Origin of the sequence: Bowdeniella nasicola, assembly GCF_001907295.1 — a bacterium.
Lineage (GTDB): Bacteria > Actinomycetota > Actinomycetes > Actinomycetales > Actinomycetaceae > Bowdeniella > Bowdeniella nasicola.
The window spans coordinates 53,284-77,304 of the sequence record NZ_MQVR01000001.1; the positions used below are offsets into that span (position 1 = coordinate 53,284).

Genomic DNA, 24,021 nt, shown 5'->3' on the forward strand with positions numbered 1-24,021 from the left:
AGCCATGCCGCGTTTTATCTCCACCGGGTCGTGCGTCCTCGACCTGCCCATGAACCTGCCGCATTTCCCGACGCGCGGCGGCGACGTCATTGCCAAGAGCGCAGGTGCGGTCGTCGGCGGCGGGTTTAACGTCGTCTCCGCGGTCGCGCGCCAGGGCATCGAGACGCTGCTCGCGTCCCCGCTCGGGACGGGCGCGAACTCTGCGCAGGTGCGCCTCGCGCTTGAGGCCGAGGGCATCGAGCATGTGGGGGAGACGCTCGTCGGCGATACCGGGCTGTGCCTGACGCTGCGCGAACCCGACGGCGAGCGCACGTTTATCACGACGCTCGGTGTCGAGGCCGAGCCGAGCCACGACGAATTCGACAACCTCGAGGTGCGCGACGGCGACGTCTTGTACGTCTCCGGCTATGACCTCGCCTATCCGACGAGCGCGCCCGTCGTCTCGCGGTTCGCGGCGAACCTGCCCGACGGCGTCAAGCTCATCGTCGACACGGGACCGATCGTCAACGAGATCGCGCCCGAACACCTCAATTCGGTCCTCGCGCGCTGCGACCTCATCTCGCTGAACCGGCGCGAGGCGGGCCTCATCGTCGAGATGACGGGCGTCTCGGAACGCTTCGCCGCGATCCGCACCCTCGTACGTCCCGAATGCCACGCGCTCGTGCGCGCCGGGTCGGAAGGCTGCTGGGTCCAGGCCCGCGCCGGGGCCGTCCCCGAGCGGGTCTGCGCCTATAACTTCACCGTCGTCGACACGACGGGATCCGGCGATGCCCACTGCGGTGTCGTCGCCGCCTCGCTCATGGAGGGCCTCGATCTCATCACCGCGATCCAGCGCGCGAACGTCGCCGCCGGAATGTCGGTCGAGCAGGTCGGCCCGGCCCGCTGCCCCGACCGGCAGGCGATCGATGAGTACCTCGCCACCCAATCCTGAGGCATATCGAACACCCGCCCCGCCCCGGGGTGGCGCGCCGCGCCCACGACACACTTCACGGTAACGTCTGAATATCATGTCCAAACGCACCCCTGCCGCAGCCGCAAAGGATGCCACGCCGACTCGTCGACGTGATGGCCTCGCGGTTGCCCTCATCGCACTCGCGATCGTCGTAGCGATCCGCGAGTGGTTCAACCTGTCCGGCTCCGCCGGCTCGATCCTGCACCACGCGTCCGCGGGCTCCGTCGGCATCCTCGCGATTCTGCTGCCCATCATCTTCGTCGTGCTCGCGGTGCGGCTCATCGCCCACCCGGAAAACGTCGCCGCCAACGGGCGCGTCACCGTCGCGCTATCGATCCTCGTCGCCTGTATCGCCGGGCTCATCCATATCTTTCGCGGCCGCCCGCCGCTGATCGACGATTTCCCCTCGATCGAAAGGGCCGGCGGCATCGTCGGCTGGGTCTTCGGCGAGCCGCTGTCGATCCTGTTTACGCACTATGCGGCGGTGCCGATCCTGCTGCTGCTCATCGGCGTGTCGATCATGAGCATTACCGCGACGCCGCTGTCGGCGATCCCGGACTTCTTCCGCAATTCGACGATGTACCTCGCCTCGCGCGGCGGGGATGACGAGGCCGAGGACTTTGACGGTTCGGCCGGCGAGCAGGCACTCGCCAAGCGCGCGCGTCGCCGCAAGAAGACGGTGACGCCCGACGAAACCTACGACGGCGACGAGCCGTTCAAGCAGGCCGCCGAACTCGATGCGGCCGGAAAGCCCGTCAAGCCCCGCAAGTCGCGATCCAAAGCGACCGAGGTCTTCGACGCGCAGGCCAGCGACGATAAGACGACGGTCATGGCCGCCTCCGATGGCGAGGCCGAGCTCAGCGCGCCGCCGGTGACGCCGCTGCCGGAGCGCACTGAGCAGCTCACCCTCGGCTCGGACGTGATGTACGAGCTGCCGACCGACGACATGCTGATCAAGGGCGCGCCGCACAAGGTGCGCTCGGCCGTCAACGACCGCGTCGTCGAACGCCTCACCCGCGTCTTCGAGGAGTTCTCGATCGACGCGCAGGTCACGGGCTTTTCCCGCGGCCCGACGGTCACGCGCTACGAGGTCGAGCTCGGCACGGGCACGAAGGTCGACCGCGTCACGCGGATGGCCAAGGACATCGCCTACGCCGTCGCCTCCGCCGACGTGCGTATCCTGTCGCCGATCCCCGGCAAGTCCGCGATCGGTATCGAAATCCCGAACGACGACCGCGAAACTGTGGCGCTCGGCGACGTGCTGCGTTCCTCGATCGCGCGGCGCAGCCCGCATCCGCTCGTCGTCGGCGTCGGAAAGGACGTCGAGGGCGGCTACGTCGTCGCGAACCTCGCGAAGATGCCGCACCTGCTCGTCGCGGGTGCCACCGGCTCCGGTAAGTCCTCGTTCGTCAACTCGATGATCACGTCGATCATGATGCGCTCCACCCCCGAAGAGGTCCGCATGGTCCTCGTCGACCCGAAGCGCGTCGAGCTCACGATCTACCAGGGTATCCCGCACCTCATCACGCCGATCATCACGAACCCGAAGAAGGCCGCCGAGGCCCTCGAGTGGGTCGTGCGCGAGATGGACATGCGCTACGAGGACCTCGCGCAGTTCGGGTACAAGCACATCGATGAGTTCAACGCCGCGGTGAAGAAGGGCAAGGTCAAGCCGCTGCCGGGCTCGGAGCGCAAGATCGCGCCCTACCCGTACCTCCTCGTGATCGTCGACGAGCTCGCCGACCTCATGATGGTCGCCGCCCGCGACGTCGAAGCCTCGATCCAGCGCATCACCCAGCTCGCGCGCGCCGCCGGCATCCACCTCGTGCTCGCGACGCAGCGCCCGTCGGTCGACGTCGTCACCGGCCTCATCAAGGCCAACGTGCCCTCGCGTCTCGCGTTTGCGACGTCCTCGCTCGCGGACTCGCGCGTCATCCTCGACTCGCCGGGCGCCGAAAAGCTCATCGGCCAGGGCGACGCCCTGTTCCATCCGTCGGGCAAGGCGAAGCCAATGCGCGTGCAGGGCGCGTGGGTAACCGAGTCCGAGATCCGCGCTGTCGTTGACCACGTCAAGGCCCAGATGACGCCCGTCTACCGCGACGACGTCATGGAAACCGCGACGAAGAAGAAGATCGACGAGGATATCGGTGACGATCTGGAAGATCTGCTCGCCGCGGCCGAGCTCGTCGTCACGTCCAACTTCGGCTCCACCTCGATGCTGCAGCGCAAACTGCGCGTCGGCTTCGCGAAGGCCGGCCGCCTGATGGACCTGCTCGAGTCGCGTGATATCGTCGGCCCCTCCGAAGGCTCGAAGGCCCGCGACGTGCTCGTGCCGCCGGAGGAACTGCCGAACGTTCTCGCGATGCTGCGCGGGGAGGAAGTTGCGCCGCAGGCGGCAGACGAGGACGATGAGAAGAGCGAGGAATCGGCGACGATGATCCATCCGGCCGACTCGCATCTCGAAGTTGTCGAGGCCGACGGTGAGGAGGACACGTGGGAGCTGACAAACCGGGAGCGGTAGCACCCGCCCCGCTGCTCAACATCGCGAATGTCTTGACGATCATTCGCATCCTCCTCGTACCCGTCTTCGTGTGGCTCTTCCTGCGCGGCGATACCACCTCGCAGCTCATCGCGACGTTCGTCTTCATGGCGGCCGCCGCCACCGATCAGCTCGACGGGCACCTCGCACGCAGCCGCGGCCTCATCACCGACTTCGGCAAGATCGCCGACCCGATCGCCGACAAGGCGCTCGTCATCTCCGCGCTCCTGTTGCTTTCGGCGACTGGGCTCGTGCCCTGGTGGGTGACGATCGTCATTATCGTGCGCGAACTCGGGATCACGCTGCTCCGGTTCGTCATGATCCGCCGCTCGGTCATGGCGGCCTCGCGCGGCGGCAAGATCAAGACCGTCCTGCAATTGCTGTTCATCACCCTCATGCTCGTGCCGTGGCTCGGCCTCGGTCTTGGGGGGGTCGGCGAGACGATGGTCCTCATCGCGACCGTCGTCATGTATGCCGCCGTCGCGGTCACCGTCGTGACGGGTCTCGAATACTGCTTCTCGGCGTGGCGGATCGCTCGGTCGCAACCATGAGTGCGGTCGAGCTTGCCGCGAAGGCCGAGCACGTCGCCACCGTCTTGCATGGACGGACCCTCGGCTGCGCGGAATCGCTAACGGCCGGGCTGATTTCGTCGACGCTCGCGACCGTCCCCGGGATTTCCGAGATCCTACGCGGCGGCATCGTCAGCTACGCGACCGACATCAAACGCGATGTGCTCGGCGTCGACGCCGACCTGCTCGCCCGGTATGGCCCCGTCCACCCGAAGGTCGCGGCCCAGATGGCTCGCGGCGCCGCCCGCGTCCTTGGTGCCGATTTCGGGGTCTCGACGACGGGAGTGGCCGGTCCCGGTCCGTCGTATGGAAAAGCTGCCGGAACCGTCCTTGTCGCCGCGTGTTTCGACCACCATCTGCTCGTGCGCGAACTCGCGATCGAGGGGGACCGCCAGCACGTGCGAGACGTCGCCGCCGCGGCCGCTTTGGATCTGCTGTCAACACTCGGGGAACAAATTACGCCCCCGGTGTGTTAAGGATAGTGATGATGAAAAATATGACCCACCCCGGCGCCGGCACCCGACCGGCTGCCCGCTCAAACCCCCGCGCTATCATGCGGCAGTTGGCGGCTCCCGCCCCCGCTGAACCGATCGTGTTGCGCGAGGTTATTGGTGCTGTCCTGCGCGAGATCCGTCTCGATCAGGGACGGACATTGCGGGAGGTCTCTTCAGCGGCCCAGGTTTCGCTCGGATACCTCTCCGAAGTTGAGCGCGGCCAAAAGGAAGCCTCCAGCGAACTGTTGGCCGCCATCTGTCAGGCTCTCGATTACCGCCTGTCGCACTTCTTAAAGGACGTCGCGCTGCGCGTGAACGCCGCAGAGCAGGCCGCCAAGGTCGTCGTACCGGATACGGTCCCGGCGAATCTCGAACATGTCCTCCCGCACGTCTAGCGTGCGTCGCTCCGAACTCTTCGAGGCACTCCGTCATATCTACGGCGAGGCCCTCGGAACCTCCCTGGCCGCCGATCTGAGCCTGCTTCAGCTCGGCGGCCGGACCATTGATCAGGCCCTCGCCGACGAGGTTCCCGTACCGAAGGTGTGGGCCGCGTTCTGCGAGGAAATGGGCGCCGGCGACGAGGTTCGCTTCTACCATCGATCCATCGCGCGCGAAAAGCGTGCCGGCCGCGCCTGAAAAAACTTTTCGACACGCCCACGCCCAAGTCGCTTCGAACACGTGTTCGGCATATGCTGGCTCATGGAATGCACAGGCGCGGAGTTTTCCCCAGCGGACGGTTCCCCGCCCACCGCGTGTCACAGGTCGGGCATACGGTGATTCCAGGTCGCCCCCGGAGAGGGGAGCACCTTCAGATACGACCTGAAGGATTCGGCGGCGGAGAGCCGCCACGATGGAAGGACAACCATGGCCGCACCAAAGGCTGATCGCAGCAAGGCACTCGAAGCCGCGCTGTCGCAGATTGACAAGAACTTCGGCAAGGGCTCCGTGATGCGCCTGGGCGATGACTCTCGCCCGCCCGTCTCCGTGATCCCCACCGGCTCCGTCGCCCTCGACGTGGCCCTCGGAATCGGTGGTCTGCCGCGCGGTCGCGTGGTCGAGATCTACGGCCCGGAATCCTCCGGTAAGACGACCGTTGCCCTCCATGCCGTGGCGAGTGCTCAAAAGGCTGGCGGCGTCGCCGCCTTCATCGATGCCGAGCACGCGCTGGATCCCGAATACGCGAAGAAGCTCGGCGTCGACACCGACGCCCTGCTCGTCTCCCAGCCGGACACCGGCGAACAGGCCCTTGAGATCGCCGACATGCTGATCCGTTCCGGCGCCCTCGACATCATTGTCGTCGACTCCGTTGCCGCGCTCGTGCCCAAGGCCGAAATCGAAGGCGAGATGGGCGATAGCCACGTCGGCCTGCAGGCCCGCCTCATGAGCCAGGCACTGCGCAAGATCACCGGCGCCCTGTCGGCCTCCGGCACCACCGCGATCTTCATCAACCAGCTGCGCGAAAAGATCGGCGTCTTCTTCGGCTCCCCGGAGACGACCACGGGCGGTAAGGCGCTGAAGTTCTACTCCTCGGTGCGCCTCGACGTGCGCCGCATTGAAACCTTGAAGGAAGGCAGCGAGCCCGTCGGCAACCGCACCCGCGTCAAGGTCGTGAAGAACAAGATGGCCCCGCCCTTCAAGCAGGCTGAGTTCGACATCCTGTACGGCCAGGGCATCTCGCGCGAAGGCAGCCTCATCGACCTCGGTGTCGACAATGGCATCGTGCGCAAGTCCGGCTCGTGGTTCACCTACGACGGTGACCAGCTCGGCCAGGGAAAGGAAAACGCCCGCCGCTTCCTCAAAGACAACCCGGAGCTGGCAGCTGAAATCGAGCACAAGATTCTCTCGGCGCTCGGCATCATCGTCGCCGGCACCGAGCAGGTCGAAGACGCTGCCAATGAGGTCCCCGCGGGACTCTAAGCGATGGATTCGTCCACGTCTCCCTGGATTGAACCGGGGGAGGAGTGCGCGCCCGTCCGTCGTGGGCGGGCTCGCTCCCATTGGCAGCGTGAACCCGACAATGGTGGCGAGCCGCCCGAGCCGGTAAGCGATGAGAAGGCCGAAGAGATCGCGCGCACGATCATCTTGAACCGTCTCGACCGGTCCTCCGCCTCTCGCGCCCAACTCGCCGAGCTGTGCGCGAAGAAACTCGTGCCCGACCATATCGCCGACCGGGTTCTCGACCGTTTCGAGGAGGTCGGCCTCATCGACGATGCCGCCTACGCGGCCATGCTCGTGAGCACCCGCCACAATGAGCGGCAGCTCGCCGGAAAGGCGCTGCGCGTCGAACTCGCGAAGAAGGGCATCACGGGCGAGGCTGCCCAGGCCGCGCTCGAGCAGGTCGATGCCGATGATGAGCTCGAGGCCGCGCGCGCGATCGTCGCAAAACGCATGAAGCAGGCCTCGATGCAAAAGGCGCCGCGCGATGTGCAAAAGCGGCGGCTGTTCGGGGCGCTCGGCCGCAAGGGCCACAGCTCATCGGTGGCCTACCGCGTCATCGATGAGGCCCTCGGCCGGGACTAATCCGCCGCCTACTGGTAGGGCAGGCGAGAGGCCGCATCGTGCAGTTCCTCGATCATGTCGACGGGGTAGTGTGCCTCGTTGTACTCGGTGTTCCAGCGGTAAAACGCGTCCATCCCGCCAATGACCGACGGGAGGAAGCTTATCGGCTCGATCTCGGTGCTGAGAGAATCCACCGTGAAGATCGCGGTCTGTCCGGTCCGGCGCAGCGCGAGCTTGAGTGGCAGCCATGTCAGCTCGTCGAAGGCCTCACCGACATCCATGAAGTCCTGGAAGAGCAGGTCGATGGCATCCCAGAATTCGTCCGTGTTAAACCACGCGTCGGTTGGCACGAGCTCCTGGTCGTTGACGCGGATGGAGACCCAGCCATCGCCGATGTACTTCTTCTGACCGGTCGGGTACGTTTCCATGTGGACCGCCGCGCGCCAGGCATCGGCCGCTTCCTGGGGATGTTTGCTGATCGAGACCAAATCTAGATTAGGCGAGATCGCTATCGGGGCATCGGCGCGGCGTTCGGCAGAGCGAAGCGGCGACGAAGATAAGCCGTCACACCCGCTTCGACGGCGTGCGCGAGGAGGACCACCGCGACGAGGGTGGCGAGTCAGCCCCAGATGCCAAAGCGCGGATAGAAGCTGAAGACCAGCAGCGAGATCGACCCGATGGATAGCACAAGGAGTTGGATGTACGCCCACTGGCGATCGCGGACATATAGCGACGTCGCAACGCTCGCGCCTACGAATACCACGATGAACCCGAGGATGGACATCGCAATCCAGAACACTTCTGCCCCCTGCATTTCTCGCCGGTAAGGACGAGAACAATGTTATGCCCGCAGGGCTAGTCGCCTTCCACCATGACCGAGGGATCGACGTCGGTGACCATCTCGGCATCGGCGGCCATGGCGCCGCCAGCGGTGCGCGAGGAGAGCTTGCGCTGCAGCCAGTTCGCGGTCGCGCCGAGGATCGTGTTGACGATGATGAAGATCAGCGCCGCGACGATGAGAGCGGGAAGCAGGTTCGAATACGTCGTGCCGACGAGCTTCGCCTGCCGCAGCAATTCGGGGTAGACGACGATATAGCCGAGCGCGGTGTCTTTGAGGATCACGACGAGCTGGGAGACCATCGCGGGCATCATCGCGACGAGCGCCTGCGGCAGCTCGATTGAGCGCAGCAGCTGGCCATGTCGCAGCCCGATCGCCTTACCGGCCTCACGCTGGCCTTTCGGCAGGTTGCGCACCCCCGAGCGCACGAGCTCGGCGATGACGGAACCGTTGTAGAGCGTCAGGCCGAGGACGACACCGAGGAACGGCGCATCATCGGAGCTGAACAGCGTCGTCGAGTTCGCGAGCAGCGAGAGCGTGAAGTAGAAGAAGATCATCATCACGAGCACGGGCACGGCCCGGAAGAACTCGACGATGACGCCGGCAAGCCAGCGGATTAGGGCGATGGAGCTGAGGCGCCCGATGCCGAGCAGCAGCCCGACGATATTCGAAGCGACGATCGCGATGACCGCGGCCTTGAGCGTGGCGATGAGACCGGGGACCAGGTATTCAACCCAGACGTCGGCGGTAAAGAACGGCTTCCACGCGGCTGGGGCAAGCTGCCCCTTGTTCACGAGGATGACGATGATCGCGGCGAGGATGCCAAGGACGAAGACCAGCCCGAGCGTGTTGAGGATCGCGAGGTTGCGCCGGCCCTTGGGGCCGGGGACGTCGAAAAGATTCTGGATCTGGCTCATCGGGCCACTGCCAATCGCGTAGACATCCACGTAAACAGGAGGCCCATGGGGAAGACAATGACGACGAAGCCGAGCGCGATCACCATAAAGATCGCAAGGCCCTGCTGCGGGGAGAATTCAATCATTTGCTGCATGACGGTTGAGGCCTGAAGCACCGAGGCGGCCGCGGCGACCGTCGAGTTCTTGGTGAGCGCGATCAGGGTGTTGCCGAGCGGCGCGATGGCGCCGCGGAAGGCCTGGGGCAGGACGACGAGGTTGACGGTTTGGGTGAAGCCGAGTCCGATCGAGCGCGCGGCTTCGGCCTGGCCGACGGGGACCGTGTTGAAGCCGGAGCGGAGCGACTCACAGACGAAGGCGGCGGTGTAGACGCTCAGGCCGATGACGGCCATCCAGAAGTTGTTCTTTTGCAGATCCGCTGACACGTTGACGCCCAGCTGACCCCACAGCACGAGCCAGCAGCCCAAGATGATGAGCGTGAGGGGAGTGTTACGCACGACGTTGACGTACGTCGCGCCTGCCCACCTCAGTGAGGCAGACGGGGAGATGCGCATGACCGCGAGGATGGTGCCGATGATGAGGGCACCGATGGCGGAAAAGAAGGTCAATTGGATATTGACCCAAAATGCGCCGAGCACATCGTATTGGGACAGCAGTTCACCCATGGGTGGTTAAGACTTTCGTGTCGGGGTAGGGGGTGCTCCCGGCCGAAAGCCAGCCGGGAGCACCGAAGGGGTTAGCCGCAGTTGCCGCCGGGCTTCGGCGGGTTCATGGCGTCGTTGGGCTTGTAATCGGCGCCCATGTTGTCCTTGAGGAACTTCTCCCAGGACCCGTCGTCAATCATCTTCTTGAGGGCCTCGTTGACCTTCTCGCACTTATCGGAGCCCTTCTGGACGCCGACGCCGTAGTTCTCCTCGGAGAACGGCTTACCGGCGAGCTTGAGCTTGCCCTGGTACTGGTCCTGGGCGGCGAAGCCCGCGAGGATGATGTCATCGGTGGTCACCGCATCGACGGTGCCGGAGGAGAGCAGTTCGACGCATTCGGAGTAGCCCTGGGCTTCCTGCAACTGCACGCCCTGGGAGTACTCTTCCTTGATGCGCTGGGCCGGGGTAGAGCCCGCGACCGAGCAGAGCTTTTTACCGTCGAGGCTGTCCGGGCCGGTGATGTCCGAGTTGGAGTTCTGCACGAGCAGGCCCTGGCCAGCGACGAAGTACGGGCCCGCGAAAGAGACCTTCTCCTTGCGGCCATCGGTGATGGAGTAGGTGGCAACGATGAGGTCGACCTGGCCGTTGGCGAGCATGTTCTCGCGCTGGGCCGAGACGGACTCCTTGAACTCGATCTGGTCTTCGCTGTAGCCGAGTTCCTTCGCGACATACTTCGCGACGTCGACGTCGAAGCCCTTGTAGTTTGAGCCTTCCTTTAGGCCGAGGCCGGGCTGATCGAACTTGATGCCGATCGTGATCTTGCCCTTGTCGCCGTCGCCGCCGCCTTCCTTGCCGCCGTCGCCGTTGGACGAACACCCGGCAAGGGTGAGGGCCGCTGCGGCGAAGGCCGCCGCAATCTTTGCTGAGGTCCGCATGGGGTCTCCTTTAGTGGGTGATGAGCTTGGACAGGAAGTCCTTCGCCCTACTAGACGTGGGATTGGTGAAGAAGGTGTCGGGTTCGGCTTCCTCGACGATCGCGCCGTCGGCCATGAAGACCACCCGGTCGGCGGCTTTGCGAGCAAAGCCCATTTCGTGGGTAACGACGATCATCGTCATGCCGCCCTTGGCGAGGTCGGTCATGACGTCGAGGACTTCGTTGATCATTTCGGGATCGAGTGCGGAGGTCGGCTCATCGAAGAGCATGACCTTCGGGTCCATTGCGAGGGCGCGCGCGATCGCTACACGCTGCTGCTGACCGCCGGAGAGCTGGGCCGGGTATTTTTGCGCCTGGTTGCCAACCCCGACGCGCTTGAGCAGCTCCATCGCCCGGTTCTTAGCCTCGGGCTTTTTGATCCCGCGAACTTTCATCGGGCCGAGCATGACGTTGTCGATCACCGTGCGGTGAGCGAACAGGTTGAAGGACTGAAAAACCATGCCCACCTTCGCGCGAAGCTGGGCGAGTTCCTTGCCTTCCTTGGGCAGCTCGACGCCCTCGATCTGGATCGAACCAGAATCGATTGTCTCCAGACGGTTGATCGTGCGGCACAAGGTAGATTTGCCCGACCCGGAGGGTCCAATGACGACCACGACTTCACCTTGGTCGATCTCCAGGTTGATGTCTTTCAACACGTGGAGGTCGCCGAAATGCTTGTTGACATCGCGCAGCGCGACCAACGGTGTGGCAGAAGTAGTCATGACGGTGAAGCTACCGGACTTAGTGAGCTGTGTCATGTTTGCTGGGTCACGGTTTGGTGACAATAAGTTTTTCGCCCGGGGTCTATCCTGGGAAGGAATCGTGCTCTGCACCACAAACAACGACGTGAAAGGTACCTGTGTGACACTGCCATCCGACCTGGACATCGCCCGCGCGGCAACGCTCAAACCCCTCACCGAGATCGCGACGGAGGCCGGTTTGGTCCCCGACGCGATCATTCCCTATGGCCATCACGTCGCGAAGGTGCCCGATGCGTCGCTGAGCGAGGAAGCGAAGAAGACGCGCGGCAAATACGTCGTCGTCACCGCCGTCACGCCGACCCCGCTCGGGGAGGGCAAGACGACGACGGCCGTCGGGCTCGCGCAGGGCCTGCAAAAGATTGGGACGCGCGCGACGCTCGCGCTGCGCCAACCGTCGATGGGGCCGACGTTCGGGATCAAGGGCGGGGCCGCCGGTGGCGGTTACAGCCAGGTCGTGCCGATGGAGGACCTCAATCTGCACCTGACCGGCGACTTCCATGCCGTGACGGCCGCGCACAACCTGCTCGCGGCGATGATCGACAACCACCTGCACCACGGCAACGAGCTCGGGATCGACCCGCGGGCGATCTCCTGGCCGCGCGTGCTCGACATCAACGACCGTTCGCTGCGCAACGTCGTCATCGGGCTGGGGGCGCGCGGCGATGGCGTGACGCGCCAGTCCTCCTTCGACATCACGTCGGCCTCCGAGGTCATGGTGATCCTGTCGCTCGCCTCCGACCTGAAGGACCTGCGCGAACGCCTCGGGCGGATCGTCATCGGCTACACCTACGACGGCAAGCCCGTGACGGCCGAGGACCTCAAGGCCGCCGGCTCGATGGCAGTGATCTTGCGGCAGGCGATCGATCCGAACCTGTTGCAGACGACCGAGAACACGCCCGTGCTCATCCACGCGGGGCCGTTCGGCAATATCGCGACCGGTAACTCGTCCGTCGTCGCCGACCGGATCGGCATCCACATGGGCGAGGTGCTGCTGACCGAGGCCGGGTTCGGTGCGGACATGGGCGCGGAGCGTTTCTTCAACGTCAAATGCCGCGCGTCGGGCCTGGCTCCTGATGCCGCGGTCCTGGTCGTGACCGTGCGGGCGCTGAAGACCCACTCGGGGCGCTTCAAGGTCGTCCCCGGCAAGCCGCTGCCCGAAGAGATGCTCGCCGAGAACGTAGATGACGTGCGCGCGGGCGCCGCGAACCTCATCAAACACATCGAGATCGTGCGGTCCTTCGGCGTCGCGCCCGTCGTCGCGCTCAACGTCTTCCCGACGGATCACGACGCGGAACTCGCCGAGATCGAGAGAATCGCCCGCGAGGCCGGGGCCGAGGTCGCGCGCTCCACGCACGTCGCCCAGGGCGGCGAAGGCGCGGTCGAACTCGCCAAGGCGCTCATGAGCGCGCTGGAGAACTTCGAGGTGGACTTCACGCCGCTGTACGGCGACGACGAGCCGCTGGAGACGAAGATCGAGAAGATCGCAACCGAGGTCTACGGCGCCGACGGCGTCGATTTCGCGCCGGCGGCCAAGCGCGAGCTGGCGAAGTTCACTGGACTCGGCTACGGCAAGCTGCCGATCGTCATGGCGAAGACGCACCTGTCGCTGTCGGCGGACCCGAAGCTGCTCGGCGCGCCGACCGGTTGGCGCTTGCCCGTGCGCCAGGTGCGGCTCGCCGCGGGCGCGGGGTACATCTATGCGATCTGCGGCGATATGCGCACGATGCCGGGCCTGTCCTCGCATCCGGCGGCCGAGCGGATCGACCTCGATAGCAACGGCGAGATCGTCGGCCTGAGCTAGATGCGCATGTCGTCGTGCAAAACGACGCGCGCGAACTCGTAGGTCTCGCCGGCCTTCCAGTAGTGGAGCCGGCGGGCCGACGGGCTGTTGCGTTCGATCGCTACGCGATAGGCCTTCGCGCCGTCGGCGCGCTCGCGGTACGGGTCGTCCCCGCCGGGGCCGGTGCGCAGCCGGTGCAGGGCACGCGAGTCGAGTTCGGCGGCGCGGCCCGTGAGCACATCGACGACGACCTCGACGATCTTTTGCTGGTCGATGCCGTGCAATTGCTTGATCGAGGTAAAGAAGTCCGGCCCGATCTCGTAATCCGGTAGGGCCGCCTCGGCGCGCTCTTGGCGCGAGAGTTTTTGCCGTCAGGTGCGAAAGACCGCGAAGCGGAACATCTCGGCGGTCGGCACGTCGTCGCCGAGCCACCCGGCGACGCGCTTGGCGGACAGCTGCCGCTTGGTCGAGCGCAGCTCGGTGCGTAGCGTGCGGGTTTCGGCCTCGAGTTCGTCGATGCGCTGGCGCAGTTTGCCGGCGCGTTCGCGCACGGCGACGTTTTGGCGGTCGGCGTCGCGCAGGCGCTGGGAGAGGTCATCGAGCTGGGCCTGCATGCCCGGGCTGACGGTCTCCGGCGTCGGCGGGCCCGGCAGCGGGACGGCGGGCGCGGGTTCGGGCTCTTCGGCTTTCTCCCAGGACACGAGCGTGTCCCAGTCGACCGCGGAGCCGGTCTCCTCCTCGCTGCCCTCGTCGTCCTCATCGCCCGCGAGCGTGAGCCACGGCGGGCCGCCGCGGGTGAGCGCGGGCGCGGGCACGGGGACCTCATCGTCGTCGACATCATCGAGGCGGAGGGCCATCTTCCCGTCCTCATCGATGCCGAGACGGGCCGCGACGATCTCGTCGACGGAAAACAGCGACGTGAGCGAGTCGCGCGGGTTGGAGGTCACGAGTTCGCGCGGGACCGCGATCTCGGTATCGGGAAGCAGCGAAAGGGTGACGCGCGAGGAGCGGACGTCGCGCACGAGGGCCAGGACGACATCGCCGGGCCGGTAGCTAAGCGTCGGCGAGATCAGCATCTCGGAGATGTCGAGTCGGCCGCTTGCTTCATCGAGGATGCCCTCGACGTGCTGGCCGGGCGCGAGCAGGGAGCCGACGGGCGTGCGCGTGTGGATGAGGTCGGACCACACGGAGCAGTAGCTGCCGTCGGCGAGTTCGACGATCGCGCGCGAATTGCCGAACAGGCCGGAGACGTGGCCGCTCGCGTGGCGGCGCCCGTTCGTGGATGAGCGCAGGCGCGCGACGCGCATCGCGTCGGCGAAGAGCACCTCGGTCGCAGCGGCCTGGTCGGACGGGCCGTAGGAAAAGCGCAACGGGGCGCGGTGCAGGGCCTGCATCCAGTCGGTGCCGGGCGGGTAGACGCGGGCGGCGCCGCCGTAGACGCCCGCGCCGTCGGGCAGCATCTCGGTCAGGCGCCACGAGGACGCGTCCGTTGGGAGCAGGACGATCTCGCACAGGCCCGCGAGGTCGTCTTCGAGTTGGTCGACGTCGATCGAGGGCGCGAGTTGGCCCGTCGGGATCGAAATGACGAGGACGGGGAAGTCGCGCTCGGGATGCATGAGGCGCGTAGCGAGGCGTTCGGCTTCGCGCACGCTGCAGATGCAGTAGCTCGCTTTCGCCATCGCGAGGGCGGGCTCGGGGCCGTTGGGGCGGGCGGCGAGCTCGCGGGCGCGTTCCTCGCGTTCCAGGTTGCGTCGGCGGATCGCGGCCCCCTTGATCTGGTAGGCGAGGTCCTTGCGCAGGAGCGTCGTGAGCGCCTCCGCCTCGCGCGGGCCCTTCGACAGTCGCAGGCGGGACTTGTGAGGCGTTTCGTGCCAGTCCGTCCCCGTCGGGTAGACGCGTCCCGCGCCACCGAACACGTGCGCGCCTTCGGGCATTTGATCTTCGAATGCGCGCGAGGCATCGCCGGTGTGCAAGATGACTACATCGGCGGCGCCGTCACTTGCTTCGAGCAGTGCGTCGGCGTCGGCGATCGTCGCTCCCGTACGGATATCTGTCGTGACGACGGCGAGCGGGACAGGCCGCGCGGGATCGGTCACGTAGGCGGCGAGATTGCGTGCGGTACGCACGTCGTCGACATGCTGGATTTCGCCCGCATAGGGGCGTTCGGCGCTGGGTTCGATCTGGGGAGTCGTTGCTGCCTTGGCAGCGGCAGGGGGCCGGGCGGCGCGTTCGCGGGAACGCTTTCGCTTCGGCATAGATGCGATCTCCTTGATCCGATTGGGTGAACTTCTATTGTGCCAGCACTCACGCTCGTATGCGCCTTCAGCGGGCGCAGGGCTAGAATCGCTTCGATGACTCCCACGACTTTTTCCGTGCGCACCCTTGGGTGCCAGATGAACGTGCACGACTCGGAACGGATGGCTGGCCTGCTGCTTGATGCCGGTTACGTTCCGGTCGCCGACGTGCCCGAAGCCGCCGCCCGCGCGACCGAGGCGGGGGACCAGGGTGCGGACATCGTCGTCGTCAACACGTGTTCGGTGCGGGAAAACGCTGCCACCCGCCTGTTTGGCAACCTCGGCCAGCTCGCCGCGGTCAAGCGCGAGCGGCCCGGCATGCAGATCGCGGTCGGCGGGTGTCTCGCCCAGCAGATGCGCGAGGATATCGTCGCGAAGGCGCCGTGGGTCGACGTTGTGTTCGGTACGCACAACATCGACGTGCTGCCGGTCCTGCTCGAGCGGGCGCGGCACAATAATGCGGCCGCCGTCGAAATCGAGGAGTCGCTCAAAGTTTTTCCGTCGACGCTTCCCACGAAGCGCGATAACCCGTACGCCGCGTGGGTGTCGATCTCGGTCGGCTGCAACAACACGTGCACGTTCTGCATCGTGCCCTCGCTGCGCGGCAAGGAGCGCGACCGTCGGCCCGGCGAGATCCTCGCCGAGATTCAGGCCGTCGTCGACGCGGGCGCGATCGAGGTGACGCTGCTCGGACAGAACGTCAACTCCTACGGCGTCGGCTTCGGTGATCGCCAGGCGTTCGCGAAGCTGCTGCGCGCGTGCGGTGAGATCAAGGGCCTGGAGCGGGTGCGCTTCACGTCGCCCCATCCGGCCGCGTTTTCCGATGACGTCATCGACGCGATGGCCGAGACTGACAACGTCATGCCGAGCCTGCACATGCCGCTGCAGTCGGGCTCCGATGAGATCTTGCGTCAGATGCGCCGGTCGTACCGGTCGAAAAAGTTTTTGGGGATCCTTGAGCGAGTGCGTGCTAAGATGCCCGATGCCGCGATCACGACCGACATCATCGTCGGTTTTCCGGGCGAGACGGAAGAAGACTTCCAAGCAACGCTCGATGTCGTCGAAGCCTCGCGTTTTTCCTCGGCGTTCACGTTCCAGTATTCGCCGCGCCCCGGCACGCCCGCGGCCGACCGGACCGATCAGGTCCCGCCCGAGGTCGTCACCGAGCGCTACCAGCGCCTGATCGCGCTGCAGGATCGGATCTCGACGGAGGAAAACGAGGCCCTCGAAGGCACCGACGCCGAGGTGCTGGTGACGAGCACGGCGGGCCGCAAGGACGGCAGCAACGACCGGATCTCCGGGCGCGCCCGCGATAACCGACTCGTGCACGTCACGGTGCCCGAAGGTGGCGACGTGCCGCGCCCTGGCGATTTCGTCACCGCGACGGTCACGCACGGTGCCCCGCACTATCTCGTCGCCGATTCGGGCCTGACCGGTGGAACGTTCAGCGTGCGCCGCACCCGCGCCGGGGACGCCTACGAGGCCGAGCAGCGCGCGAAGGAAGCCGAGCGCGCCCGCCCGAACGCCGTCGGCCTCGGCATGCCGAGGATTCGCCGCTAGTCATGATCATCGCGATCGTCGGGCCTACCGCCACCGGCAAGACGGCCGCCTCCCTTGAGCTTGCGCGCGCGGTGCGCGCCGGGAAGTTGCCCGGCTACCGCGACGCCGAGATCATCAACGCCGACGCGATGCAGCTGTACCGCGGCATGGACATCGGCACCGCGAAGGTCGGCCCGGAGATCCGCGCCGAGGTCACCCACCACCAGCTCGACGTCCTCGACGTGAGCGAGGATGCGTCGGTCGCGGCCTATCAGCGCTACGCCCGTGCCGATATCGCCGCGATTAAGGCCCGCGGCAATCTGCCGATCGTCGTCGGGGGATCGGGCCTGTATGTGCGCGCGCTGCTCGACGTCATCGAATTCCCGGGCACCGATCCCGAGCTGCGCGCAGCCCTGCAGGCCGAGGCCGAGCGCGTCGGGGCCGAGGTTATGCATGCGCGCCTGGCTGCCGTCGATCCGGAATCCGCCGCGCGGCTGGAAGCGGCCAACACTCGCCGCGTGATCCGCGCGCTCGAGGTTTTCGAGCTCACCGGACGCCCGTTCTCAGCCACGATGCCGCGTCGGGAATACGTCGCACCCGCCCGCCAATTCGGCCTCATCGACGAGACCGAGCCCCTCGCCGAACGCATCGCCGCGCGCACCGAACAGATGTGGCGCGATGGCATCGTCGGCGAGACCCGCCGCCTCATCGCCGCCGACTGGGGCAAGACGGCCTCCAAAGCGACCGGCTACCCACAGTGCGAGGCCTACCTGCGCGGCGAACTGAGCGCCGACGAGGCCAAAGCCGCGATCACCCTCGCGACGAGCCAGCTCGCCCGCAAACAGCGCAGTTGGTTCCGCGCCGACCCGCGCATCACCTGGCTCTCACCGAGCCGCGGCGGCGAGATCGTCTCTATGCTGGGGGCATGAGCGCCCTGCTGAAAGCCCACTGCGCCCAGCGCGACTACCTCATCGACCTGTCGGGCGGCGAGGTGCCGCCCGCCGAACGCGTCGCGGCGCTGTGCCACCGACAATCGGGCATCGGAGCCGAGGGCTACCTCCACGTTGCGACAAGCGCGACCGACCTGCACGTCACGTGCCTGAGCGATCGCGGCGTAGCGGCGTGCCCGTCCGGCAATGACCAGCTGGCGCTCGCGGCCTGCCTCGATGCCGACGCGCCGCGCACCGCGCACACCGTCGCGGGCCCGGTGACGTTCGGGCCCGATGCGCGCGGCTATCGACTCGCGCTCGGGCGCGCGATCCTGCCCGCCGGCGAGATCGCCCAGCGCGACGGTTTCGACTGCGCCGTGACGATCACGGGGCTCGCGCATCAGCGGCCCGCCCTGTCGGTGACGGTCGCGAGCCCGCACGTCGTCATCGCGCTACCCGACGACACGGACCTCGCGGCCCTGCCGTGGCTGGGCTCGGGCGATATCGAGATCGATCCGGCCCCGCGCGAGGGCGCCACGAGCTGCCTCGTCATCCCGTCGGCGGGTGCCTCGGGCATGCTCGGTGCGGGGGAGCTGCGCGTCATCGATCGGGAGCGTGGCGAGGTCCCGAGCAGCGTGTTCGCGGCCGGCGCGGCCGCCCATGCGCTGCGCACGTGGGCCGGTGGCGCGGGCCCCACGTTGTGGCAGATGCGCGCCTACGGCGGCGACGTGTGGGTCGAGTTCGACGGGGACGCCATCGACGTTATCGCCGCGGCGCAGGTGATCGCTGAGGTGAGCCCGCGCGGCTAGCGGCGCGTGGCGGCGAGGATGCGGAAGCCCTTGCGCGAGGACTGCTTCTCGCAGCTCATGCCGAGCTCTTTTTCGATCCAGGCCGCGAGCGAGTCCGCGCCGAGATTCTTCGCGACGACGAGCTCCGCCAGCCCGTCGGGCGCGAGCCGCGGCAACCACGCCACGAGCAGTTCATGCAGCGCCTTCTTCCCGATGCGAATCGGCGGATTGGACCGCAGCACGTCTATCCGTTTCAGGTGGTCATCGGCGAGCGCCTGCTCCGAGGGCAGCGGGTGCACGTTCGAAAGGCCGAGCTTCTCGGCATTCGCGGCCGTGAGCTCTAAGGCGCGTTCGTTGATGTCGACGGCGAAAACCCGCGCGGCGGGCCGGCGCAGTGCCATATCGAGCGCGATCGGTCCCCAGCCGCAGCCGAGGTCAACAAAGATGCCCTTTTCGGGTAGATCGCTCGCGGCGCGCAGCAACTGCCGCGTCCCGAGATCGATATGACCGGGGGAGAACACCCCGGACGCGGTCTCGACGCTCACCTCACGGTCGGCGAGCGTCACCCGCAGAGTTTTTCGCCTCGCATCGGATGCGGGGGACTCGTCAAAATAGTGCGCCACGCCTTCATGGTCACACCCTCCTACGCCGAGCGCAAAAAGAAGGCGACGAGCGCGGTAAAAGATGGGAAACTTGGCTGAGATACGGAAGGACACTATGGCCCACCACGATGATCGCACGGAGGACGTCGTCGCCCGAGTCCTCGCCCGCGCGGCCGCATCTTTGCAGACCGAGGACACCGACGAGACCGAACTTGCCGGTGACACCCTCGCGCAGGATGAGCGCTCCGCGTTGCGACGAGTGGCAGGGCTGTCGACCGAACTCCAAGACGTTACCGAAGTCGAATACCGCCAGCTGCGCCTCGAGCAGGTCGTGCTCGTCGGGATTTATGAGTCGAACGCGAAAGAGGCCGAGGTCTCCCTTGCCGAGCTCGCGGCGCTCGCCGAGACCGCCGGTTCCACCGTGCTCGACGGGCTGCTGCAGCGCCGCGCGATGCCGGATCCGGCGACGTTCCTCGGCTCCGGCAAGGCCAAGGAACTCGCAGATCTCGTCGCCCAGCTCGGCGCCGATACCGTCATCGTCGATACCGAACTCGCCCCGTCCCAGCGCCGTGGCCTGGAAGACGTCGTCAAGGTCAAGGTCGTCGACCGCACGGCGCTGATCCTCGACATTTTCGCCCAGCACGCGAAGTCCAAAGAGGGCAAGGCCCAGGTCGAGCTCGCCCAGCTGGAATACCTCCTGCCGCGCCTGCGTGGCTGGGGTGAGTCGATGTCCCGCCAGGCCGGCGGCCGCGCCGCCTCCGGTGAAGGCATTGGCTCGCGCGGTCCCGGTGAAACGAAGATCGAACTTGACCGCCGCCGCATCCGCACCCGCATGGCAAAGCTGCGCCGCGATATCGCGAACATGGCGCCCGCACGCGAGACGAAGCGCTCCTCGCGCCGCCGCGGCCACGTGCCGTCGGTCGCGATCGCGGGCTACACGAACGCCGGAAAGTCGGCGCTGCTCAACCGCCTGACGGGCGCGGGCGTGCTCGTCCAAAACCAGCTGTTCGCGACGCTCGACCCGACGGTGCGCCGCGCCGAGACCCCCGACGGCCGCACCTACACGATCGCCGACACGGTCGGCTTCGTGCGCAACCTGCCGCACCAGCTCGTCGAGGCGTTCCGTTCCACACTCGAAGAGGTCGGCCTCGCCGACGTCATCGTCCACGTCTTCGACGCCGCCCACCCCGACCCGCTCGCGCAGGTCCAGGCTGTCAACGACGTGATCCGCGAGATCGAGGGCGCGAGCGATATCCCGACGATCATCGTCGGCAACAAGATCGACCTCCTCGATGCGACGACCCAGCTGACGTTGCGCTCCGCCTTCCCCGGCATTGTCCTCGTCTCCGCCCGCACCGGCGAGGGGCTCGACGAACTGCGCGAGGCGATCGCGGCCAAGCTGCCGTTCCCCGACGTCGACATCGACGTCACCGTGCCCTACACGCGCGGCGACCTCGTCTCCCAGATGCACGCCGATGGCGAGATCGACACGCTCGAGCACACCGACGCGGGCACCCACATCGTGGGACGCGCCCACCAGGAACTCGCGCACGCACTTAACGACGTCGCCGTTCGATGACGGGCGCGGACTCACGCGCGCAGCGCTCCCTTAACCGCGCGGTCGAATCGCTCGGCGGGGTGCCCCGCGAGGGCCAGATCCAGATGGTCGAGCGCGTCAGGCAGACGCTCGCCGAAGGCGATCTCGCGCTCATTCAGGCGGGCACCGGCACGGGTAAGTCGCTCGGCTACCTCATCCCGGCGCTCACCGCTCTCGCCAGCGGTGACGTGAACCGCGTCGTCGTCTCGACGGCAACGCTTGCCCTGCAGCGCCAGATCCTCATCAAGGACGCCCCGACCGCCCTCGCAGCCGTCGCCGCGCAGACCGATACACGGTTGAAGGTCGCGCTGCTCAAGGGCTGGCACCACTACCTGTGCAAGAACAAGCTCGCGGGCGGCTACCCAGACGAGGGCGAGACCCTCTTCGAGGCCTCCGATACCGCCGCCGCGCTCGGCACCCTCGGCGAGCAGGTCATGCGCCTGCGCGAATTCGCCGACGAGACCGACACGGGCGACCGCGACGACGTCAGCCCCGGCGTGCACGACCGCGCCTGGCGGCAGGTCTCCGTCACCCGCAACGAGTGCCTCGGCGCGCGCTGCCAGTTTGCCGAAGACTGCTTCGCCTTCGCCGCCCGCGCCCGCGCGGGCGAATCAGACCTCCTCGTCACGAACCACACGCTGCTCGGCATCCAGGCCGCGAGCGAGGTCCCGGTCCTGCCCGACTTCGATGCCCTCATCGTCGACGAGGCCCACGATCTCGCCGACCGCGTCACCGCCGCGGGCGCACTGCAACTCTCCGGCGGCATGCTCACCCGGCTGCTGCGCGTCGTGAGCCGCGAATTCCCCTCCGTCGACCTCGACGAGGCCGTAGCCGCGTTATCGGAAGCGCTGGAGGAGGCCCCGACGGGCCGCATTACCGCACTGACGGCCGCACTGCAGGACGCCTTCATCCTGCTCGGCAACGCGGCGAGCGCGGCCGTGGAGGCGAACAAGAACGCCAAGGGGAAGGACACCGACGCGGGCTCGCGCGCCCAAGCGAAGGCCGCCCTGCTCGAGCTACAGGGCGCGGCCGTGCGCCTGCTATCGGGCACGATCCCGACGGGCGAGGACGTCGCATGGATCGACCGTGGCCGCGACGGAACCGAGCCGCCGATCCTCAAGGTCGCCCCGCTCGACGTCGCCCCGCTCATCGCGAACGAGCTCCTCGCCGAACGCGCCGCCGTCCTCACCTCCGCCACGCTCGCGCTCGGCGGCAGTTTCGCCGCATCCAAGGCGAAGGTCGGCGCGCACCTGCTGGCCGATACGACCGTCAACGAGATCGACGTCGGCTCCCCGTTCACCTACGCGAAGCAGGGGATCCTCTATATCGCCTCCGACATGCCCGAACCCAGCCGCGACGGCATCGCCGAAGAAGCCCTCGACACGTTCGCCGAGCTAGTCATGGCCGCCGGCGGGCGCACGCTTGGCCTGTTCTCCTCGCGCCGCGGCGCCGAGCGCACCGCCGAGCGGCTGCGCGTGAGCGTCGATACGCCGGTCTACGTCCAGGGCGAGGATCAGCTGTCCCAGCTCGTCGACGATTTCCTCGCCGACGAGTCCGCGACGCTGCTCGGCACGCTCACGCTGTGGCAGGGCGTCGACGCCCCGGGCGATACCTGCCGCCTCGTCGTCATCGACCGGATCCCGTTCCCGCGGCCAACCGACCCGATGACCGAGGCTCGAAATGAGCTCGCGACGAAGCGGCGCCAAAACTCGTTCATGGAGGTCTCGGCGAATCACGCGGCGCTGCTGCTGGCGCAGGGCGCGGGTCGGCTCATTCGTTCGAGCACGGATCGCGGCGTCGTCGCGGTTCTTGACCCGCGGCTGCGCACGAAGCGCTACGGCACCTACCTGCTGCGCTCGATGCCGCCGATGTGGCCGACGGAGGAGAAGAAGGTCGCGATCGACGCGCTGACGCGCCTGCGCGACGCGAATACCTAGAGGGCACGCAGGACGGAGACGACCTTGCCGATGATCGTCGCCTCATCGCCCCAGATCGGCGTATAGGCGGAGTTCGCGGGCATGAGCCACTGGTGGCCGTCCTTGCGTCGCAACGTCTTGACCGTGGCCTCGCCGTCGATCATCGCGGCGACGATCTGGCCGTTCTCCGCATCGTCCTGCTGCCGCACGACGACCCAGTCGCCATCGCAGATCGCGGCATCGATCATCGAATCGCCCTTGACCTCGAGCATGAACAGCTCGCCGGTGCCGACGAGCTGCGTCGGCAGGGTAAAGACGTCTTCGACCATCTGATCTGCGAGGATCGGGCCGCCCGCGGCGATGCGCCCCACGAGCGGGACGGGCGTCGTCTCGATGCTCGCCTCGCCAAGGAAATCGATCGCGGCCTGCTGTGCGCGATACTGAGCGCGTGCCTGCGTGATCGGCGTGGGCTCGGCCGGCGCCTCATGCGTGATCCCGAGGACCTCATAGGTGGACTCATCGATGACGATCGCGCGCGGCGACTTCGGGTCGCGGCGGATATAGCCCTTGGATTCGAGCACCTCGAGCTGATGCTTGACCGACGATGGGGACGCGAGGCCAACGCCGCTCGCGATCTCGCGCATCGTGGGAGAGTAGCCGCGCTCGGCGACCGACGTCGCGATCGTGCGCAGGATCTGAGCCTGCCGATCCGTCAGCTTGCTCTCGCTCATGTTCGAATCCTTTGTTCGCCGTGTCGTACCTGCCCGATTAACTGTCTTCAGCGTAGAGCTACGCGAGGCGAATCTCAAACATTCGTTCGAGCGTGTCTCGACATTGACCGCACACTCGTTCTACAATAAGAACAGATGTTCGACGAACGCCCGTTCGTGAAAGGAATGCTGACATGACTGCTCTTCCCCTCGCAGCTCTTGACGAACTCCGCGATACCCGCGTGTTTCGCATTGTCGGTGGCACCGATGTAGAAGGCGGGCGTCCGGCTCGCCGTACTCCCGTCGTGCCAGCTTCCGCGACGGTTATCCCGCTGCCGGTCGCGGCACCGGCCGCCGCTAGCTCGGTCTCGACGAAGGCTGTGCGCGCCGTGGTGGGCTGGGCGTTCGCCGCGGCCCTCGTTATCGGCGGCGCCGCCGGTGTCGCCTCGGCCCTCAACCCCGCGCCCGCGGCCTCCGACGCCGTCGTCACGGTGGCGGCAGGGGACTCCCTGTGGTCGATCGCCGAGACCCACGGCGCTGGCACGAACACCCGCGATTACGTGGCGGCCCTCATCGCGGTGAACGGACTGTCATCTGCGACCATTCACGAAGGTCAGGCGCTGACCCTTCCGAAGTTGCCTTAATCTCCGCTTCCCTCTACCGTGTCAGCACCACTATTTTGC

The 24,021-nt window shown here is 66.8% G+C and carries 25 protein-coding genes; 15 read left to right on the forward strand and 10 right to left on the reverse strand.

What is annotated here, in order from left to right; genetic code table 11:
* Positions 1-4: 4 nt before the first annotated feature.
* The 8 genes from BSZ39_RS00260 to BSZ39_RS00295 all read left to right on the forward strand — a co-directional run bounded on the left by BSZ39_RS00260 (position 5) and on the right by BSZ39_RS00295 (position 7,074).
* The gene (locus tag BSZ39_RS00260; protein WP_073715399.1) at positions 5-931 is read left to right on the forward strand and encodes a PfkB family carbohydrate kinase; all 927 of its coding nucleotides are present in this window, start codon (positions 5-7) and stop codon (positions 929-931) included.
* 76 nt (positions 932-1,007) lie between these two features.
* A complete protein-coding gene (locus BSZ39_RS00265) occupies positions 1,008-3,473 on the forward strand; it encodes an FtsK/SpoIIIE family DNA translocase (protein WP_073715400.1) in 2,466 nt (821 codons plus the stop codon).
* Positions 3,446-4,042, forward strand: coding sequence for a CDP-diacylglycerol--glycerol-3-phosphate 3-phosphatidyltransferase (gene pgsA / locus BSZ39_RS00270; protein WP_073715401.1), 597 nt, complete (start codon positions 3,446-3,448; stop codon positions 4,040-4,042). The genes BSZ39_RS00265 and pgsA overlap by 28 nt, the downstream gene beginning before the upstream one ends.
* Positions 4,039-4,536: a CinA family protein gene (locus BSZ39_RS00275; protein WP_073715428.1), complete on the forward strand. Its 498-nt coding sequence runs from the start codon at positions 4,039-4,041 to the stop codon at positions 4,534-4,536. The genes pgsA and BSZ39_RS00275 overlap by 4 nt, the downstream gene beginning before the upstream one ends.
* Before the next feature lie 11 nt (positions 4,537-4,547).
* Positions 4,548-4,949 carry a helix-turn-helix domain-containing protein gene (locus BSZ39_RS00280; RefSeq protein ID WP_073715429.1) on the forward strand — a complete coding sequence of 134 codons (402 nt, stop codon included), beginning with the start codon at positions 4,548-4,550 and terminating at the stop codon, positions 4,947-4,949.
* Positions 4,930-5,190, forward strand: coding sequence for a DUF3046 domain-containing protein (locus BSZ39_RS00285; RefSeq protein WP_083602805.1), 261 nt, complete (start codon positions 4,930-4,932; stop codon positions 5,188-5,190). The genes BSZ39_RS00280 and BSZ39_RS00285 overlap by 20 nt, the downstream gene beginning before the upstream one ends.
* A gap of 228 nt (positions 5,191-5,418) precedes the next feature.
* Entirely contained in the window at positions 5,419-6,471 is a 1,053-nt protein-coding gene (gene recA / locus BSZ39_RS00290; protein ID WP_073715403.1) for a recombinase RecA, read from the forward strand.
* A gap of 3 nt (positions 6,472-6,474) precedes the next feature.
* The gene (locus tag BSZ39_RS00295) at positions 6,475-7,074 is read left to right on the forward strand and encodes a regulatory protein RecX (RefSeq protein ID WP_083602806.1); all 600 of its coding nucleotides are present in this window, start codon (positions 6,475-6,477) and stop codon (positions 7,072-7,074) included.
* Positions 7,075-7,082: 8 nt separating this feature from the next.
* On the opposite strand, the gene BSZ39_RS00300 is transcribed toward BSZ39_RS00295, so the two are convergent.
* From BSZ39_RS00300 to BSZ39_RS00325, 6 genes are all read right to left on the reverse strand, one after another.
* A complete protein-coding gene (locus BSZ39_RS00300) occupies positions 7,083-7,481 on the reverse strand; it encodes a hypothetical protein (protein WP_143180296.1) in 399 nt (132 codons plus the stop codon).
* A 191-nt stretch (positions 7,482-7,672) separates the two neighbouring features.
* Positions 7,673-7,867 carry a hypothetical protein gene (locus tag BSZ39_RS00305; RefSeq protein WP_143180297.1) on the reverse strand — a complete coding sequence of 65 codons (195 nt, stop codon included), beginning with the start codon at positions 7,865-7,867 and terminating at the stop codon, positions 7,673-7,675.
* Between the two features lie 41 nt (positions 7,868-7,908).
* The gene (locus BSZ39_RS00310) at positions 7,909-8,808 is read right to left on the reverse strand and encodes an amino acid ABC transporter permease (protein WP_073715406.1); all 900 of its coding nucleotides are present in this window, start codon (positions 8,806-8,808) and stop codon (positions 7,909-7,911) included.
* A complete protein-coding gene (locus tag BSZ39_RS00315; protein WP_073715407.1) occupies positions 8,805-9,470 on the reverse strand; it encodes an amino acid ABC transporter permease in 666 nt (221 codons plus the stop codon). The genes BSZ39_RS00310 and BSZ39_RS00315 overlap by 4 nt, the downstream gene beginning before the upstream one ends.
* A gap of 71 nt (positions 9,471-9,541) precedes the next feature.
* Entirely contained in the window at positions 9,542-10,384 is an 843-nt protein-coding gene (locus BSZ39_RS00320; RefSeq protein ID WP_073715408.1) for a glutamate ABC transporter substrate-binding protein, read from the reverse strand.
* A 10-nt stretch (positions 10,385-10,394) separates the two neighbouring features.
* Positions 10,395-11,144, reverse strand: coding sequence for an amino acid ABC transporter ATP-binding protein (locus BSZ39_RS00325; RefSeq protein ID WP_143180298.1), 750 nt, complete (start codon positions 11,142-11,144; stop codon positions 10,395-10,397).
* Between the two features lie 139 nt (positions 11,145-11,283).
* On the opposite strand from BSZ39_RS00325, the gene BSZ39_RS00330 reads away from it, so the two are divergent.
* A complete protein-coding gene (locus BSZ39_RS00330; RefSeq protein ID WP_073715410.1) occupies positions 11,284-12,984 on the forward strand; it encodes a formate--tetrahydrofolate ligase in 1,701 nt (566 codons plus the stop codon).
* Here the strand turns inward: BSZ39_RS00330 and BSZ39_RS00335 are convergent.
* Positions 12,981-13,247, reverse strand: a complete 267-nt coding sequence (locus BSZ39_RS00335; RefSeq protein ID WP_073715411.1) for a hypothetical protein — start codon at positions 13,245-13,247, stop codon at positions 12,981-12,983. The genes BSZ39_RS00330 and BSZ39_RS00335 overlap by 4 nt on opposite strands.
* A gap of 87 nt (positions 13,248-13,334) precedes the next feature.
* Entirely contained in the window at positions 13,335-15,218 is a 1,884-nt protein-coding gene (locus tag BSZ39_RS00340) for a hypothetical protein (RefSeq protein ID WP_073715412.1), read from the reverse strand.
* 96 nt (positions 15,219-15,314) lie between these two features.
* On the opposite strand from BSZ39_RS00340, the gene miaB reads away from it, so the two are divergent.
* From miaB to BSZ39_RS00355, 3 genes are read left to right on the forward strand one after another with little or no spacing between them, the layout of a single operon-like run.
* Positions 15,315-16,817, forward strand: coding sequence for a tRNA (N6-isopentenyl adenosine(37)-C2)-methylthiotransferase MiaB (miaB, locus tag BSZ39_RS00345; RefSeq protein ID WP_083602808.1), 1,503 nt, complete (start codon positions 15,315-15,317; stop codon positions 16,815-16,817).
* Positions 16,818-16,819: 2 nt separating this feature from the next.
* Positions 16,820-17,725: a tRNA (adenosine(37)-N6)-dimethylallyltransferase MiaA gene (gene miaA / locus BSZ39_RS00350; RefSeq protein ID WP_073715414.1), complete on the forward strand. Its 906-nt coding sequence runs from the start codon at positions 16,820-16,822 to the stop codon at positions 17,723-17,725.
* Complete coding sequence (locus BSZ39_RS00355; RefSeq protein ID WP_073715415.1) at positions 17,722-18,534, forward strand: diaminopimelate epimerase; 813 nt, start codon at positions 17,722-17,724, stop codon at positions 18,532-18,534. Before miaA ends, BSZ39_RS00355 begins: the two co-directional genes overlap by 4 nt.
* Here the strand turns inward: BSZ39_RS00355 and BSZ39_RS00360 are convergent.
* Positions 18,531-19,136: a class I SAM-dependent methyltransferase gene (locus tag BSZ39_RS00360; RefSeq protein WP_073715416.1), complete on the reverse strand. Its 606-nt coding sequence runs from the start codon at positions 19,134-19,136 to the stop codon at positions 18,531-18,533. The two genes, BSZ39_RS00355 and BSZ39_RS00360, sit on opposite strands and share 4 nt — an antisense overlap.
* A gap of 94 nt (positions 19,137-19,230) precedes the next feature.
* Here BSZ39_RS00360 and hflX point away from each other — a divergent pair, with 94 nt between their 5' ends.
* Together hflX and BSZ39_RS00370 are read left to right on the forward strand one after the other, a co-directional pair.
* Complete coding sequence (hflX, locus tag BSZ39_RS00365; RefSeq protein WP_245792384.1) at positions 19,231-20,694, forward strand: GTPase HflX; 1,464 nt, start codon at positions 19,231-19,233, stop codon at positions 20,692-20,694.
* Complete coding sequence (locus tag BSZ39_RS00370) at positions 20,691-22,649, forward strand: ATP-dependent DNA helicase (RefSeq protein ID WP_073715418.1); 1,959 nt, start codon at positions 20,691-20,693, stop codon at positions 22,647-22,649. The genes hflX and BSZ39_RS00370 overlap by 4 nt, the downstream gene beginning before the upstream one ends.
* On the opposite strand, the gene lexA is transcribed toward BSZ39_RS00370, so the two are convergent.
* A complete protein-coding gene (gene lexA / locus BSZ39_RS00375; RefSeq protein WP_073715419.1) occupies positions 22,646-23,359 on the reverse strand; it encodes a transcriptional repressor LexA in 714 nt (237 codons plus the stop codon). The two genes, BSZ39_RS00370 and lexA, sit on opposite strands and share 4 nt — an antisense overlap.
* A 173-nt stretch (positions 23,360-23,532) precedes the next feature.
* On the opposite strand from lexA, the gene BSZ39_RS00380 reads away from it, so the two are divergent.
* Complete coding sequence (locus BSZ39_RS00380; RefSeq protein ID WP_073715420.1) at positions 23,533-23,982, forward strand: LysM peptidoglycan-binding domain-containing protein; 450 nt, start codon at positions 23,533-23,535, stop codon at positions 23,980-23,982.
* Positions 23,983-24,021 lie beyond the last annotated feature (39 nt).

Excerpts from the sequence above, each read along its gene's own strand:
- BSZ39_RS00260 (WP_073715399.1), top strand. The coding sequence starts at position 5 with ATGCCGCGTTTTATCTCCACCGGGTCGTGCGTCCTCGACCTGCCCATG.
- BSZ39_RS00265 (WP_073715400.1), top strand. The coding sequence starts at position 1,008 with ATGTCCAAACGCACCCCTGCCGCAGCCGCAAAGGATGCCACGCCGACT.
- BSZ39_RS00275 (WP_073715428.1), top strand. The coding sequence starts at position 4,039 with ATGAGTGCGGTCGAGCTTGCCGCGAAGGCCGAGCACGTCGCCACCGTC.
- BSZ39_RS00280 (WP_073715429.1), top strand. The coding sequence starts at position 4,548 with ATGAAAAATATGACCCACCCCGGCGCCGGCACCCGACCGGCTGCCCGC.
- BSZ39_RS00285 (WP_083602805.1), top strand. The coding sequence starts at position 4,930 with ATGTCCTCCCGCACGTCTAGCGTGCGTCGCTCCGAACTCTTCGAGGCA.
- recA (WP_073715403.1), top strand. The coding sequence starts at position 5,419 with ATGGCCGCACCAAAGGCTGATCGCAGCAAGGCACTCGAAGCCGCGCTG.
- BSZ39_RS00295 (WP_083602806.1), top strand. The coding sequence starts at position 6,475 with ATGGATTCGTCCACGTCTCCCTGGATTGAACCGGGGGAGGAGTGCGCG.
- BSZ39_RS00300 (WP_143180296.1), bottom strand. The coding sequence starts at position 7,481 with ATGGAAACGTACCCGACCGGTCAGAAGAAGTACATCGGCGATGGCTGG.
- BSZ39_RS00305 (WP_143180297.1), bottom strand. The coding sequence starts at position 7,867 with ATGCAGGGGGCAGAAGTGTTCTGGATTGCGATGTCCATCCTCGGGTTC.
- BSZ39_RS00310 (WP_073715406.1), bottom strand. The coding sequence starts at position 8,808 with ATGAGCCAGATCCAGAATCTTTTCGACGTCCCCGGCCCCAAGGGCCGG.
- BSZ39_RS00315 (WP_073715407.1), bottom strand. The coding sequence starts at position 9,470 with ATGGGTGAACTGCTGTCCCAATACGATGTGCTCGGCGCATTTTGGGTC.
- BSZ39_RS00320 (WP_073715408.1), bottom strand. The coding sequence starts at position 10,384 with ATGCGGACCTCAGCAAAGATTGCGGCGGCCTTCGCCGCAGCGGCCCTC.
- BSZ39_RS00325 (WP_143180298.1), bottom strand. The coding sequence starts at position 11,144 with ATGACTACTTCTGCCACACCGTTGGTCGCGCTGCGCGATGTCAACAAG.
- BSZ39_RS00340 (WP_073715412.1), bottom strand. The coding sequence starts at position 15,218 with ATGCCGAAGCGAAAGCGTTCCCGCGAACGCGCCGCCCGGCCCCCTGCC.
- miaB (WP_083602808.1), top strand. The coding sequence starts at position 15,315 with ATGACTCCCACGACTTTTTCCGTGCGCACCCTTGGGTGCCAGATGAAC.
- miaA (WP_073715414.1), top strand. The coding sequence starts at position 16,820 with ATGATCATCGCGATCGTCGGGCCTACCGCCACCGGCAAGACGGCCGCC.
- BSZ39_RS00355 (WP_073715415.1), top strand. The coding sequence starts at position 17,722 with ATGAGCGCCCTGCTGAAAGCCCACTGCGCCCAGCGCGACTACCTCATC.
- hflX (WP_245792384.1), top strand. The coding sequence starts at position 19,231 with ATGGCCCACCACGATGATCGCACGGAGGACGTCGTCGCCCGAGTCCTC.
- BSZ39_RS00370 (WP_073715418.1), top strand. The coding sequence starts at position 20,691 with ATGACGGGCGCGGACTCACGCGCGCAGCGCTCCCTTAACCGCGCGGTC.
- lexA (WP_073715419.1), bottom strand. The coding sequence starts at position 23,359 with ATGAGCGAGAGCAAGCTGACGGATCGGCAGGCTCAGATCCTGCGCACG.
- BSZ39_RS00380 (WP_073715420.1), top strand. The coding sequence starts at position 23,533 with ATGACTGCTCTTCCCCTCGCAGCTCTTGACGAACTCCGCGATACCCGC.